Below are 14,069 nucleotides of genomic sequence, written 5' to 3' on the forward strand. Positions count from 1 at the left end.
GCGGGCGGCACGTTCTGCCCCGACCGAGCCCTAGCGGAGCGAAACCGTGAAAGAAACCGAAATTTCGAAACACACCATATCCGTTCTGGTGGATAACGAGTCCGGCGTTCTGGCCCGTGTAATCGGGCTGTTTTCCGGTCGTGGCTATAACATTGAAAGCCTGACCGTTGCCGAAGTCGACGCCGACGCCCACCAGTCGCGTATCACCGTGGTTACCTCGGGCACGCCCATGGTAATCGAACAGATCAAGGCACAGCTTTCGCGTCTTGTTCCTGTGCACAAGGTCAGTGACTTGACCCTTGCCGGGCCAAGTGTCGAGCGCGAGCTTGCATTGGTGAAAGTGATCGCAACGGGTGAAAAACGTGTGGAATCCCTGCGTATTGCCGACATCTTCAAGGCGCGCGCAGTGGATGCGACCAACAATTCCTTCGTGTATGAAATCATCGGCAGCCCTGAAAAAATCGACGCCTTCATCAAATTGATGGAGCCGCTTGGGCTTTCGGAAATTTCGCGTACCGGTGTGGCAGCGATTTCGCGCGGCACACTGACGATGTGAGTTTGCCCTGCCCGGTGATCCGCATCGGGTACGGCATTGGGGCCTGCCCCATAATAATTATTACCATCCGCCACGCATGAAAATCAGCGTGGTCCAACGTCCAGAGGTATCGAAAGATGCGTGTTTATTACGACCGCGATGCAGATGTTAATCTGATCAAATCCAAAAAAGTTGCCATCATTGGTTACGGTTCGCAGGGCCACGCCCATGCGCTGAACCTCCATGATTCCGGCGTTAAGGAAGTTGTTGTTGGTCTTCGTGAAGGCTCAAGCTCCCGCAAGAAAGCCGAAGCTGCCGGTCTGAAAACCATGACCCCGGCCGAAGCTGCTGCTTGGGCTGACGTTGTCATGATGCTGACCCCGGATGAACATCAGGCTGCGATCTATGCTGATGAGCTGCGCGACAACCTGAAACAGGGTGCTGCCCTTCTGTTCGCACACGGTCTGAACGTGCATTTCGGCCTGATCGAGCCGCGCGCTGATCTTGACGTCATGATGATCGCACCGAAGGGTCCTGGCCACACGGTTCGTTCCGAATACAAGCGTGGCGGCGGTGTTCCGTGCCTCGTGGCTATTGAGCAGAACGCATCTGGCAACGCGCTTGAAGTTGCTCTGTCCTATGCATCGGCAATCGGTGGCGGTCGTTCGGGCGTTATCGAAACCACCTTCCGTGAAGAGTGCGAAACCGACCTGTTCGGCGAACAGGCTGTTCTTTGCGGCGGCCTGACCCAGCTGATCAAATACGGCTTCGAGACCCTGACCGAAGCTGGCTATGCACCGGAAATGGCATATTTCGAGTGCCTGCACGAAGTTAAGCTGATCGTTGACCTGATGTATGAAGGCGGTATGGCCAACATGCGTTACTCGATCTCCAACACCGCAGAATACGGCGACTATGTCACCGGCCCGCGCGTGATCGATCCGTCTGTCAAAGAACGCATGAAAGAAGTTCTTACTGACATTCAGGAAGGCAAGTTCGTTCGTGACTTCGTTCAGGAAATGCATTGTGGTCAGCCGATGTTCAAGGCAACCCGTCGTCTGCATGCTGAACATGAAATCGAAGAAGTTGGTACCAAACTGCGCGCGATGATGCCGTGGATTGCTGCAAACCAGCTCGTCGACAAAGAAAAGAACTAAGCACAGCTTAGATCCTTTTTGCGCAAACGGCCGTCCCGATGGGGCGGCCGTTTTGCTTTGGGCATTTCGGGTTTGGCTTATCCGCCGTGTTTCATCTGTGTGACCGGGAAGCGCAATTCGGTCGCAGCCCAGATCACAACACACAGGACCGACACCCCAGCCCCAAGAACCACAACAGCAGGCCAGCCGCCCATGCCATAGGCAATGGCCGAACTGGCGGAACCACAGGCACCACCGAGAAAATAACTGGCCATATAGCCCGTGGTCAGACGGCTGCGGGCCTCGGGGTTGAGGCGATAGACCTCGCTCTGGTTTGAGATATGCGCCCCCTGAATACCCAGATCGATCAGCACCACACCAAGCGCAAAGGCAATCAGAGACCACTGCCCCCAATATAGCAACCCCCAGCTTGATACTGTGGTCATCAGGAAGGCACCGGTGCTGAGCCGCGCCCAACCCCTGTCGGCAAGCTTTCCGGCAATGCGGGCGGCGAGAATGCCGATTGCACCGATCAGGCCATAAAGCCCGATCACCGCTTCGGACATGCCATATTGGCGCACCAGCATGAACGCCATCGAGGTCCAGAAAATCCCGAACACCGCATATTGCAGCCCGCCAATCAGGCTGCGGCGGCGCAGGACCGGTTCATCACGAAACAGATGCAGGATCGAAAGATACAGCGTGCGGTAACTGGTATGCGAGGTCGGCGGGATATGCGGAATGATCCGGTAACACGCCACCGCATAAATCGCCATCAGGACAGAGGCGGCGATAAACACCGAACGCCATCCGGCAAGCTCCGCCATGATGCCCGAAAAAGTCCGGGCCAGAAGAATGCCCAGCAACAGGCCACTCATCACCGCCCCCACCGCCGATCCACGTTTATCATCCGTCGCCAGGTGGGCGGCGAGCGGCACAAGGATTTGCGCAGTCACACAGGTGATCCCGACCGAAATACTAAACACCACCAGCATCAAAAATGACGGTGCCAGCCCCATCGCCAGCAACCCGACCGCGGTCAGGGCCGAGGTCACGGTCAGTAATTTGCGCCGTTCATGATGATCACCCAGCGGCACCACAGCAATCAACCCGGTCAGATAGCCAAGCTGCGCCACAGTCACCAGAAAACCGGCACTGGTTTCACTCAGCCCATATTCACGGGCAAGCAGTTCCAGCAATGGCTGAACATAATAAAGACTGGCAACGGACAGGCCGCTTCCGACCGCCATAAAGATCAGGAGGCCTGTGGTCAGGGTGGGCTTGGAATGCATTCTAAGATGGGCCTTGAACGGGTTGGTGGTGGGTTTACGATAGCCGCCAAATCAGAGACTTACAATGCGGTGTCTGACACAGGTGCCATGCCGCGATGGCATCGACGGATCCCGTCACGCACAGCAGCCATTCGCAAAACACCCTGCTTTGCGCTGGATTTCAAAGGCCGATCTGTTTAATTCTGGCCTTTAAAACTTTAAACCAGATATGAGCATATCGGAATGTCGGACTATATTGATATCGCCCCCGAGGTCGCAGAGGCCTTTGCCGCAGGCAAGCCTGTTGTTGCCCTTGAATCAACCATCATTTCTCATGGCATGCCCTATCCGCAGAACCTGGAAACCGCGCGTGCGGTCGAACAGGATGTGCGCGATAACGGTGCGATCCCGGCCACCATCGCCGTGATTGGCGGTCGCTGCAAAATCGGGCTTTCCCCCGAAGAGCTGGAATATTTCGCCAAGGGAACCGACATTCTTAAATTGTCGCGTCGTGATATCCCCTATTGCCTTGCCAAAAAGCTTGATGGTGCTACCACCGTATCGGCAACCATGATCCTGGCGGAAAAGGCCGGCATTCGCGTTTTTGCCACTGGTGGCATTGGCGGGGTGCATCGCGACCTTGCCGGTAATTTCGATGTGTCGGCCGATTTGACCGAGCTTGGCAAAACCAGTGTTGCGGTTGTCTGCGCCGGGGCCAAGGCGATCCTTGATATCCCCAAAACGCTTGAACATCTAGAAACGCTTGGCGTGCCGGTTATTGCCTATGGCACAGATGAATTCCCGGCATTCTATTCGGTTGAAAGCGGTCAGAAGGCGCCACTGCGCCTTGATACTCCCGAAGAACTTGCAGCTTTCCTCAATTCGAAATGGGAATTCGGCCTTGAAGGTGGTGCTGTCATTGGCAACCCGCCAGAAGCCGACAAGGCACTGGCGCGTGAAGCCATCGAAGTGGCGATTGAAGATGCCCTGATGGAGGCCAAGGAAAAAGGCATTCAGGGGCGCGATGTGACCCCGTTCCTTCTGGCCCGCGTGACCGAGTTGACCAAGGGCAAAAGCCTTGAAGCCAACATCGCCCTTGTGCGCAACAATGCACGCCTTGGTGCGAAAATTGCCGCTGCCATGGCCGACTGATCGGCGCTGACCATCCTTAAAGACCAAAAGAAACAGGCTGGCAAATCTGCCAGCCTGTTTTGCGTTTAACTGCGCTGATACCCTTTGCCCTCGAACCCGGGCTTGATGCGTGCATCGTCAACCGGTGCGCCCCACGTCGTTGTACAGGGCAGGACACCAGCCCAGACAGACCAGTCGTAGTCTTCTTCGTCATCGACCGGATCGCCGGCACGGATCTTTGCCGAAACCTGGTCCAGATCAAAACCCAAGAACATGGTCGCCTTGAGTTCCTGCTTGTTGGGATGACGGATGTGTTCCCACCGCCCCGGTTCCAGCTTTTCGGTAAACAGCCGGGAATGTTCCATCTTTTCGCCGTCATCACTCACCACTGTTCCTTTGCCGTAAATGACGACCGAACGGTAATTGGCCGAATGGTGAAACGCCGAACGCGCCATCACCAGACCATCCAGATGCGTGATGCACAGACAGGCTTCTGCCCCGTCTGCGATCGCTGCCAGAATGCGGTTCTTTGACGCGCCGTGGATATAGATCCGCTCCCCCACCCGCCAATGGGCCGTCGGGATCATGGCGGGGCGCCCATTGACCACGGTTCCGACATGGCAAATCAGGGCATCATCAATGATGCCATGCACCTGATCGCGGTCATAACTGGCGCGATTGGGGCCCCGGACGACTTTGGTGTGGGGATGGATTTCGTATTGATCAGACATGGCGGGACCTTTTTGTCAAAAAATCAGGCATCGAATTTGGCCCGATCATGGATCAAATTGGACTTTTCAAAAGGTCCATTATAATAAAAGTGACAGAACCAATTTTCACCGGGGTCGCGATGGTGCGCAGTGATTATAGCTGGATTTATCCAAGCCAGTCGGACAATACCGCCGATGATGGCGGCACCACCGCCTATCGCCGCCTGTATCACGGGATCAGATCGGCCATTCTGGATGGCCGATTGCATCCGGGCGAACGCCTTCCGGCCAGTCGGGATTTGGCCAAATCACTTGGCATTTCACGCAACACGGTGGTGACCAGTTTCGATCTGCTGACCTCGGAAGGCTATCTTGAAACCCGGGTCGGCGCCGGAAGCTTTGTCGCCAGCACCCTGCCTGACCGCGATATGCAAACAGGCGACCACAGTCCCGGCAAGGCATCCGAGGCAGCAAATGATCGCCCGATACGGCTTAGTCAAAGTGCCACGCGCATGCTGACCTATCAGCGACGCTTTCCGCGCTTTCGCATTGCCCGTCCGTTTAACCCGGCGACACCGGATCTTGATGGTTTTCCGTTCGATCTTTGGGCGCGGTTGTTGCGTCGGTCATGGCGGGCGCCGGATATTGATCTGACCATTCCAGATGATCCGCTTGGATTGCCGCTGCTGCGTTCTGAAATTGCCAAATGGCTTCGGCAATCGCGCGGGGTTAATTGCAATGCCGATCAGGTGATGATCGTTTCGGGCGCGCAGCAGGCGCTTGACCTTGCCGCACGCGCCCTTGTCGATCCCGGCGACATCATCGCAACCGAAGACCCGGGCTATGAAGGCATTCGGGGCGTGCTGGCGGCAAGTGGGGCTGTGGTTCAGCCAATTACGGTTGATGAGGATGGCCTCGACATCGAAGGCCTTGCGCAAACGCCCTCCCCGGCGCGGATCGTGGTCACCACGCCATCACGGAACTATCCATTGGGTACAACGCTTTCGCTTGCCCGGCGCCTCGCCCTTTTGCAATGGGCGCAGGATAATGATGCCTGGATTGTCGAGGATGATTATGACAGCGAGTATCGCTATGACGGGCCGCCGCTGTCATCCCTGCAGGGCTTGGATACCGACAATCGGGTGATCTATGTCGGCACGTTTTCGCGCGTACTGTTCCCCGGCATCCGGCTTGGCTACCTTGTGCTGCCACCGGCACTGGTTCCGGCATTTCGCGGCATTCGCGGTTTTGCTGATGGTGTTCCGGCGCCGACAACACAGGCCGCCCTTGGTGCCTTTTTCGCCGAGGGGCATTTTGGCAGCCACGTGCGCAAGATGCGCCTGCGCTATGGCGAACGGCGTTCGCACCTTAAAAACCTGATCACGGCGGACGCATCCGATATCCTGTCGGTAATGCCCTCAGACGGGGGATTACATCTTTGTGCCCGTTTGATCGGCGATCAGGACGACATAGAAATGCAGGAAGCCTTGGTAAAGGCGGACCTTGATTTTCGTGCATTGTCTTCGTATTTCCACGATCCCCGGTCAAAAAATGGGCCTGACCCCGTGCGCGGTCTTGTGCTTGGTTTCGCCGGATGGAAAAAAGATGTGCTTTCGGAAAGTTTCAGTGAACTGGTCAGAACCATCAGACGTAAGTCTTAATGTACCCCGAGCCAGAGAGAGCGGCACGACTTCCCTCTAGATGCTGTCACAGTCGTGACGCTCTCTCCCCTCCGGCTTACAATCCCCCCGAAATGCGCCAAAAAACACAGGAAGACAGATGACCGAACGCCCGATCGCCGTGATGTGGTTTCGAAACGACCTGCGACTGGCGGACAATCCGGCCCTTTTGGCAGCCGTCAAATGGGCCAAGGAAAATGACGGTGCTGTCCTTCCGGTTTTCATCCTCGATGACGTGATTTCGGATCAATTGGGTGGCGCAACGAAATGGTGGCTGGAAAAAAGCCTGACCGCGCTGAACCGCGATATCGCCGATCTTGGCGACACAAAGTCTGATCGCGCCCTTCGCCTGTTTTCTGGCGATGCAAAAACCGTTCTGGAAACCATTGCCGATGACAAACCGGTCAAGGCGGTGTTTTGGAACCGGCTTTATGACAAGCCATCGACCCAGCGCGATACCGACATCAAGGCAGCCCTTCAGGGCCATGGTCTGACCTGCGAAAGTCACAAGGCCAATCTTTTGTTTGAACCGTGGGACGTCAAAACCGGATCAGGCACCGATTTCAAGGTCTATAGCCCGTTCTGGCGCGCCTGTCAGAAGCTCCCCACCCCGCGCGAACCACAATCAGCCCCAAACAACATTGCGCTGTTCAAGGGCGAGGTTGATGGACAAATCAACATCACCGACTTTGACCTTTCGCCAAAGCCGGTGAATTGGGCCGGTGGCCTTGAGGAGCGTTTCACCCCCGGCGAACAGGGCGCCAAAGACCAGCTGTTTGACTTCATCGATGATCGTCTTACCGATTATGCCGATCTGCGCGATCGCCCGGACCGTCGGGTAACGTCGGAACTCTCGCCGCATTTGCGCTTTGGCGAAATCAGTCCCTATCAGGTCTGGCATGCCGCCAACCATTATTCCGATGCCAATCCGGGCAAGGGCAAGACCGCCTCGAAATTCATCGCCGAGCTCGGCTGGCGGGAATTCGCCCATCACATCCTGTATCACGCAACCGATCTGCGTTCTGTCCCGCTTCAGGGCCAGTTCACGCATTTCCCGTGGTCAGATGACGCAAAGGGCCTACGCGCCTGGCAAAAGGGCCAGACAGGTTTTCCGATTGTCGATGCCGGCATGCGCGAACTTTGGCATACGGGCTATATGCATAACCGGGTTCGGATGATTGTGGGTTCGATTCTGGTAAAGCACCTTTTGATCCATTGGCGCGATGGTCTGGCGTGGTTTGACGACACGCTTGTCGATGCCTGCCCGGCCAACAATCCGTTTTCATGGCAATGGATCGGCGGATGCGGGGCAGATGCCGCCCCCTATTTCCGCATTTTCAACCCGGTGCTTCAGGGCGAAAAGTTTGATCCCAAGGGCGAGTATGTCCGTCAGTGGGTGCCGGAACTGCGTGACATGCCCGAACAATATATCCACAAACCGTGGGAGGCCTCCCCGCTCATTCTCAAGGCCGCTGACGTGACGTTGGGGAAAACCTACCCCGAGCCCCTGATAGGGCTCAAGGAAGGCCGTGAGCGGGCTCTTGAAGCCTATCAGGATATGAAAAAGGCTGCCGGGTGATCCCGACAGCCTTTCGCATTACCGACGCAGACGGTGCCTATTTCCAGAAAACCTTCTGATCAATGAAATCATGCATGGCGTCTTCGATCCCCTCAAGACGATGATCAGCACGTGCGCCGAACCAGCCCGATATCAGACCGACCGCAATCATCCCGTCCTTTGAAAGTTGTGGTGCCAATGCCATCAAACGCGCTTCGGCAACGGCAGCGTCCTGAAGCTGGCCGAGGATTTCCTGCATCGTCGTCAATTTACTGCGGAACTTCTTGACCTTCTTCGGCCCGTAAATGGCCCCGAAGAACTCCGTCCCATAGCGCATCTGCTTCACATCAAGACGAAGCGCATGAAGCTGCGGCGTCGTCAGCCCCGCAACGTGGTCACCGCGTTTGGTGACCCGTTTATAGGCCTGCTCCAGAAGCGGTTCTGCCATTTCCGACACAGGTGCGGCCATCGCCTTCATTTGCGCGGCGCTGGCACCGGATGCCCAGCGCGAATAGCTTGCCCACGCGCCAAGCAGCAAAAGCAACTGTCCGTATTCCGGCTGATCGAGCATATGCCGCGCGTTGGCAAGGGCGGCTTCGCGTTGCTTTTCAGCCGCCTTGCGCAGCTCCGCCACACCTGCATGGTCCGGGAAGCGTTCCTCGATCATCGGCAGTGTTTCGGTCAGGAACACATCCCAATCGCGCAGGCCATCAAGCCCCTTGCTGCACAGTTTCAGCAACCGGCGGAGCAATACGGCCTCGCCCGCAGGCAGGTTTTTCTTAAACAGGTTCAGGGCAACACGCAGGCGGCGCATGCCAACCCGCATCTGATGGCACCCTTCGATATCAAGGTCCTGACGTACGCAGACCTCGTTACTCAGGATCATGCGAAGCCCCTGCGCGATCACGGCACGAAACGCGGTTTCCGCCGACATATCCGGGGTCAGTTGCACCGCCGCCGCCCGATAGGCCCCCGGCCCATTGCCAAGATAGAGGTCGCGTCCGCGCGATGCCTTGGACCGCATGCTCAGCAACAGCGGCACGGTGCGTTGCAGCTCAAGTGCAAGGTCAAACAGGGCTGCCGGGTGGCCTTCCTTGAGCTCGAACTCGACCTCGGAGATCGGCACTTCCTTCTCGCCGGATCGGACAACACCCTGATCGATGGCAAGTTCAATCACCGCATCACGATAGGTCAGATCCACGGCCCCGCGTTTAAGGTCGCTTTCGAAAATGCGGTCGATCTTCTTTTTCTTCACAAACTTCTTCAGAAGTTTTTTGACGTCCTTGTCGGTGAAACGGTCAAGATCAAGAACACCTTCTTCAAGCTCGACCGTCCATTCATTGCGTTCGGGAAGCGCCTCGCGCAGGCCGTTGGTCGCCTTGATGGTCTGCTCCCAACCATTTGTACCCTTCTTGCGCAGACGGACCGCCATGCCCTTTTCAGCCAGCGAGAGTTTCGGCGTGTCATGATAGATGGAGACAAGGTGGGTGGTCACCAGACGACGACCTTCCTTGACCTCGCGCAGGACCGGCGCGTTTTTAAGACGCGCGACATGTTTCGGATCGATGCGAAGTTTTAGTTCGATCTCGATCTGCTTCTCGGCCATCTGGTTCCCCTAAGCGAGTTATTGTCACAGCGCGACGTCGCGCTGTTCCGCCACCAAGTAGTAACCAATTTTATGTTTCAGCGGGTTGAAACAAGAAGCGGGAATGATGGTAGCGGAATGTAAGATTTTCGCAACAAAAGGCAGAAACGCCCCCAAAATCAAGCCTTAAAAGACCGATCAGTATTTTGCACAACCCTCTGTTTTCATTTGAAAACAAATATGGGCTATCAGGTTCATTTGATACAGGTTGCTTACACATACCTTACGCATTCACCCCTGACACAGGCCCTATCAAGTCGTTGATGCAAGGGCGATTCTGAACGGTTGCACCGTCATATATTGATAACAGTTTCGCACCGTTTGCGAATTGCGTTTTGTCAGTTACAGTCTGTTCAAATTCAATCTGCCAGAGGGCGAAGATGCTTAGCCGTAGCCACAATTTCAAGACCACCCTGATCATGGGGATTGCCATGCTGATCAGCGGCTGCAAAACCACAACCACCACAAGCGCCCCTGAAATCAGCTATGACGCCTGGCAGGCCAAACAATCGGCATCGACTGTGCCCTACAGCACCAACACCATGGTCAAAATCAATCTGAACTGGTCACGGATCGGGCCGTTTTCGCGCTATGACACCTGGGTGCGGGCCAATGCCTTTGGCGGGATGTTTGATGTTTATGGCGCCCAGACCTGCCTTGGCAAATTTGTCCGCGATGATCGACTGGCCCCTGCCCATGGCTGGTGGGAACTGATTTGCCAGGATGACAGTTACGCCGCCGGGAAATTTCAGCTGACCGAACAGGGAAGCATTCTGGGCATCGGTAATGCGATCAATGGGGAAAAGGTCGGGTTTGACCTGCCCATCCCGAATTAAATCGACCGGAAAATGAGATGAAAAACAAAAAACCCGGCCAGAAGGCCGGGTTTTTTTGGCTACCGAAAGATGGTGCCCAGGGGCGGACTCGAACCACCGACACGCGGATTTTCAGTCCACTGCTCTACCAACTGAGCTACCTGGGCAAATCCGACTTTCGTCTCCGTTTCCGGAGTGTTCCCTGCGGAACGAGCGGGGTTATACAAACTCCTTTGGGGCTTGTCCAGCCTCAAATCGCATTTTTTTTGCGATCACGCGTCGGATTAAAATTCTTCTTCATCTTCAAGGTCTTCGAGATACTCGGGCGGCTCGGCGGCGGGGATGGCGTAGCTTTCATTCATCCATTTGCCAAGGTCGAGATCCGCACAGCGTTTGGAGCAAAATGGCGTGTATTTTTCATCAGCCGGTTTGCCGCAAACCACGCAGTCGGAGCTGGCTGTTTTCGTTATCTTTTTTTCATTCATGGTGGTTTTTCTCCAACCGATAGGCATCGTCTTCAAGGGTCGGGTCCGCGACAATTTTCGGCGTACCCCCAAATGCATTTGTCAGGATCTGGATCGCATCGGCCTGATCCGCAAGTGCCTTCGCCACACCGGGGTTTACGGACAGATTTACCATCCCGGTCACCCCGTTTCGGCTTTCGGCGACAACGGCGCGTACAACAGCATTCAGCGCAGCATCGCGCAAAAGAGGGGCGCGTTCCTGTTTGGCAAACAGCGTGGCACGAAGCGATTCGCCCGCCCGCTGGCGGCTGAATTCATAAAGGCCCAATCGCGTAAAGCCACCAATCTGAACCGCACCGTCAAGCTCACTGCCAAAGGCATCACGGATTGCGGCATCAAACTTGTCGCGCCCTGCCCGTGATTTCATGCGAAGCGGATCAATCACCACAAGACCACCGATGTTGCGAAGGCGGATTTGATGCACGATTTCGGCTGCGGCCCGAAGGTTGACTTCGACCGCGCGGGTTTCGCTATCACGCCCGGCATCTGCCCCGGCAGCATTGACGTCAATGGCACAAAGTGCGGTTGCCGGGTCAATCGCAACCCAGCCGCCGCCTTGCAACTCGACACGCGGCGCCAAGGCAGCGGCAATCTCGTCTTCGATATCCTGATCATGGAACAACAGTCGGCTGCCGACATGACGCGCAAGATTGTCATCGGACTTGCCAAGCATGGTCAGCAAGCCACGCAGCCACACGAATTCGTTTGTACCATCGACAACGCATTGCCCACCCGCCATCAGATGCCGTTCGATCACCTGATCGGTTTCTGATTGCGCCTTGCTGACCAGTTGCGGCTTCGATGCCTCGGACAGGGCCTTTTCGGCCTTTTGCAATTGTGATTTCAGAAGCTTGTATTCAGCCGTGATGGCATCCCGCGTCCAGTCGAGTGCGACGGAACGCAGCATGATGCCGTCCTGACCGGCCTGAAGAGAGCTCAGCAATTCATGCAGTTCGGTACGCCGGTCCCCGTCCTTAAGCTTGCGCGGCAATTCAATATGGTTGGCCCCCGGTCGCAGGATCATGCCGACACCTTCAATCGCGATCCGGCCGGTAAGCTTCACCCCCTTGTCGTCAAAACCAAGGCGGGAGATCTGCACCAGAACCCACTGCCCTTCGTGCAGCGGGCCGTTATAGCGATCAAACGGCAAAAGCCCGTCAGGCAGACCGTCGAGCGCAACCATGGCGGCGGCCATTTCAGGCATCATTTTGGAAACACGGCCAAGATGGATATCAAAACGTGCCGGACCGCCGCGATCAATCCACAGACGGGTCAGGCGGTCATTTTCGATCAGGGCCACCCTGCGCTCAAGCGCAACGGCATCAATCAGCAGGCGGGAGTTATGGGTGCCGCCAACTGCCATGATCAAACCTCTTTGGGGTGATAGCCAAGACCGCGCAAAAGACCGTCCACCTCGCACAGCGACAGCCCGACAACGTTGGAGTACGATCCCGAGATCGCCTTCACAAAGGTCGCGGCAAAGCCCTGAATGGCGTATGCCCCCGCCTTGCCCTGCCACTCGTCATGGGAAAGATAACGTTTCAGGTCATCGGAACCAAGGGTTCGGAATTTCACCTGTGTCTCGATCACGCGCGATCGTTCGGTCCCGTCCGGTGCAATTACACACATGCCACCATAAACACGATGGCGACGCCCGGAAAGCAGCTCAAGAAACTTGCGTGCCTCGGACACGTCTTCGGCCTTGCCCAATGCACGCCTGCCACAGGCAACAACCGTATCCGCGGCAAGCACAAAGGCCCCGCCGTTGGATTTGGCAACAAAACGCGCCTTTTCCTCGGCAAGGCGAAGCGCCAGCCGACGCGGACTTTCATCGCGCATGGGTGTTTCATCGATATCTGCGGGAACGACCTGATCTGGCACAATTCCGATCTGCGCAAGCAGCTCAAGACGGCGCGGCGATGCAGATGCCAATATCAGTTTCGACAAGATGTGGCTCCCGGATATCCGTCCCAGACCATTCCGACCAAAAATGTGACGAATGCTCACATTTCGATGCAGGCAGCAAAATGCACCCTGACGGCAAGGGTAAACGCCCCGCCAGACAAGGTCAATTTGCGCTTGGTCGTGGTTTCAGATTACTTGAAACGGAAGGTAATACGACCTTTGGTCAGGTCATAAGGGGTCATTTCGACGCTGACACGGTCACCTGCGAGAACGCGGATACGGTTCTTGCGCATTTTGCCCGATGTGTGGGCAAGGATTTCGTGGTCATTGTCCAGCTTCACGCGAAACATCGCATTGGGCAGAAGTTCAACGACAGTGCCCTGAAACTCGATAACGTCTTCTTTAGCCATGTGACTCCTAGCTTTCGTATTGCAATATCAAAATACCGGTGGGCGGCAAACTGCTCTGAACCGGGCAAAAGGTCAAGTCCTTTCACGTGTCAGGCGTGGCGTTCCAGCACTGCGTTAAACGAATGGCGAAGTATCTGTGCTACCAAACTGTGCGGAATAAGGATTGCGCGAAAAGAACCGGGTGAACCCTTTTCGAATGCCGGTATGCGCCCTAAGATGCCGCTATCTTTCCGGCCTTTCATGAAAGCCCCCGCATGACCAATCCTCATACCATTGAAATACGCCTTGCAGAACGCGTTGACGCACCGGCACTCCACGCCATGATTTGCGAAATCGGCAAGGCAACAGGATGTGCAGATAAAATCGCAAGCACGCCCGAAGATCTGGCGCGGGATGGCTTTGGCAAAGACCGTGCGTTTGACGCGCTGATTGCGATTGCCGATGACACGCCGGTGGCCATGTGCCTGTTTTTCCCAAGCTATTCGACATTTCGCGGACGGCCCGGGCTTTATATTCAAGATCTTTATGTCGCGCCAGGCCATCGTGGTGGCGGCTTTGCCAAACGTCTGGTGGCTGCAGTCGCCAAACATGCCCGTGCGCACGGCAAATCCTATATCCGGTTGTCGGTCGATGCGGAAAACATGATTGGCCAGCGGTTTTACGAAAAGCTTGGCATGCGCCATGCCGAGGATGAGAAGATCTATGTGCTTGATGGTGCTGCGTTCGAAGCCCTCAGCAGCGCGGACTAAG

Annotated in this window: 14 protein-coding genes and 1 tRNA gene; 7 read left to right on the forward strand and 8 right to left on the reverse strand. The window is 56.0% G+C overall.

The genetic code is table 11. The annotated features are described in order from the left end of the window. The first annotated feature begins 46 nt into the window (after positions 1–46). Positions 47–556, forward strand: coding sequence for an acetolactate synthase small subunit (ilvN, locus tag TH4_RS00490; RefSeq protein ID WP_008891745.1), 510 nt, complete (start codon positions 47–49; stop codon positions 554–556). A 116-nt stretch (positions 557–672) separates the two neighbouring features. Next, positions 673–1,692: a ketol-acid reductoisomerase gene (ilvC, locus tag TH4_RS00495; RefSeq protein WP_008891746.1), complete on the forward strand. Its 1,020-nt coding sequence runs from the start codon at positions 673–675 to the stop codon at positions 1,690–1,692. Between the two features lie 77 nt (positions 1,693–1,769). Here ilvC and TH4_RS00500 read toward each other — a convergent pair whose 3' ends face one another. Next, entirely contained in the window at positions 1,770–2,963 is a 1,194-nt protein-coding gene (locus tag TH4_RS00500; RefSeq protein ID WP_064779523.1) for an MFS transporter, read from the reverse strand. Positions 2,964–3,185: 222 nt separating this feature from the next. Here TH4_RS00500 and TH4_RS00505 point away from each other — a divergent pair, with 222 nt between their 5' ends. Then, a complete protein-coding gene (locus tag TH4_RS00505; protein ID WP_064779524.1) occupies positions 3,186–4,094 on the forward strand; it encodes a pseudouridine-5'-phosphate glycosidase in 909 nt (302 codons plus the stop codon). A gap of 65 nt (positions 4,095–4,159) precedes the next feature. Here the strand turns inward: TH4_RS00505 and TH4_RS00510 are convergent, their stop codons facing one another. Further along, positions 4,160–4,804, reverse strand: coding sequence for a pyridoxamine 5'-phosphate oxidase family protein (locus TH4_RS00510; protein ID WP_064779525.1), 645 nt, complete (start codon positions 4,802–4,804; stop codon positions 4,160–4,162). 89 nt (positions 4,805–4,893) lie between these two features. On the opposite strand from TH4_RS00510, the gene pdxR reads away from it, so the two are divergent. Then, positions 4,894–6,444 carry a MocR-like pyridoxine biosynthesis transcription factor PdxR gene (pdxR, locus tag TH4_RS00515; protein WP_245227657.1) on the forward strand — a complete coding sequence of 517 codons (1,551 nt, stop codon included), beginning with the start codon at positions 4,894–4,896 and terminating at the stop codon, positions 6,442–6,444. Between the two features lie 118 nt (positions 6,445–6,562). After that, positions 6,563–8,041, forward strand: a complete 1,479-nt coding sequence (locus tag TH4_RS00520) for a cryptochrome/photolyase family protein (protein WP_064779527.1) — start codon at positions 6,563–6,565, stop codon at positions 8,039–8,041. Positions 8,042–8,078: 37 nt separating this feature from the next. Here the strand turns inward: TH4_RS00520 and TH4_RS00525 are convergent, their stop codons facing one another. Next, positions 8,079–9,626, reverse strand: coding sequence for a CYTH and CHAD domain-containing protein (locus TH4_RS00525; protein ID WP_064779528.1), 1,548 nt, complete (start codon positions 9,624–9,626; stop codon positions 8,079–8,081). A 419-nt stretch (positions 9,627–10,045) separates the two neighbouring features. Here TH4_RS00525 and TH4_RS00535 point away from each other — a divergent pair, with 419 nt between their 5' ends. Then, positions 10,046–10,501, forward strand: a complete 456-nt coding sequence (locus tag TH4_RS00535; protein ID WP_157097678.1) for a hypothetical protein — start codon at positions 10,046–10,048, stop codon at positions 10,499–10,501. 70 nt (positions 10,502–10,571) lie between these two features. On the opposite strand, the gene TH4_RS00540 is transcribed toward TH4_RS00535, so the two are convergent. The 5 genes from TH4_RS00540 to infA form a co-directional block, all read right to left on the reverse strand. Beyond that, positions 10,572–10,647: transfer RNA gene (locus TH4_RS00540), tRNA-Phe, on the reverse strand. Between the two features lie 117 nt (positions 10,648–10,764). Further along, positions 10,765–10,965: a DNA gyrase inhibitor YacG gene (locus TH4_RS00545; RefSeq protein ID WP_008891756.1), complete on the reverse strand. Its 201-nt coding sequence runs from the start codon at positions 10,963–10,965 to the stop codon at positions 10,765–10,767. Next, positions 10,958–12,367, reverse strand: coding sequence for a ribonuclease E/G (locus tag TH4_RS00550; RefSeq protein WP_064779531.1), 1,410 nt, complete (start codon positions 12,365–12,367; stop codon positions 10,958–10,960). The genes TH4_RS00545 and TH4_RS00550 overlap by 8 nt, the downstream gene beginning before the upstream one ends. A 2-nt stretch (positions 12,368–12,369) precedes the next feature. Continuing rightward, positions 12,370–12,951 carry a Maf family protein gene (locus TH4_RS00555; protein WP_064779532.1) on the reverse strand — a complete coding sequence of 194 codons (582 nt, stop codon included), beginning with the start codon at positions 12,949–12,951 and terminating at the stop codon, positions 12,370–12,372. A 149-nt stretch (positions 12,952–13,100) separates the two neighbouring features. Continuing rightward, positions 13,101–13,319 (reverse strand): translation initiation factor IF-1, encoded by a 219-nt coding sequence (gene infA, locus TH4_RS00560; protein ID WP_007092059.1) that lies wholly within the window; start codon positions 13,317–13,319, stop codon positions 13,101–13,103. A gap of 254 nt (positions 13,320–13,573) precedes the next feature. On the opposite strand from infA, the gene TH4_RS00565 reads away from it, so the two are divergent. Further along, positions 13,574–14,068 (forward strand): GNAT family N-acetyltransferase, encoded by a 495-nt coding sequence (locus TH4_RS00565; RefSeq protein ID WP_064779533.1) that lies wholly within the window; start codon positions 13,574–13,576, stop codon positions 14,066–14,068. Position 14,069 lies beyond the last annotated feature (1 nt).

Origin of the sequence: Thalassospira tepidiphila MCCC 1A03514, assembly GCF_001662875.1 — a bacterium.
Lineage (GTDB): Bacteria > Pseudomonadota > Alphaproteobacteria > Rhodospirillales > Thalassospiraceae > Thalassospira > Thalassospira tepidiphila.